Annotated in this window: 1 pseudogene; it reads left to right on the top strand. The window is 75.5% G+C overall.

The annotated features are described in order from the left end of the window. Positions 1–420, top strand: a pseudogene (locus I6F37_RS41650) (DNA repair protein RadA); the annotation flags it as partial.

The raw sequence follows: 420 nt of genomic DNA, 5'->3' as shown, positions 1-420 counted from the left end.
CCGGTGCTCATCGCCGGCCACGTCACCAAGGACAACGGGCTCGCCGGGCCGCGGGTCCTCGAGCACGTCGTCGACACCGTCCTGGCGTTCGAGGGCGACCGCCACCACGCGCTGCGCCTCCTGCGGGCCGTGAAGCACCGCTTCGGCGCCACGGGCGAGCTAGGGGTGTTCGAGATGAGCGGCGACGGGCTGGCCGGGGTGCCGGAGGCCAGCGCCCTCTTCCTCGGCGACCGCCGGCCCAGCACCCCGGGCTCGGCGGTGGCCCCCACGGTGGACGGGCACCGTCCGGTGCTCGTCGAGGTGCAGGCGCTCACCATCCCGGTGATGCCGGGCGCGACGCCGCGGCGCAACGCGCAGGGTCTCGACAGCGGTCGTCTGGCACTGCTGCTCGCCGTGCTCGAGCGTCGCGCCCGGCATCAC

The organism is Bradyrhizobium sp. NBAIM08, from assembly GCF_020193935.1.
Lineage (GTDB): Bacteria > Pseudomonadota > Alphaproteobacteria > Rhizobiales > Xanthobacteraceae > Bradyrhizobium > Bradyrhizobium yuanmingense.
This window is presented reverse-complemented; position numbering and strand designations above follow the sequence as displayed.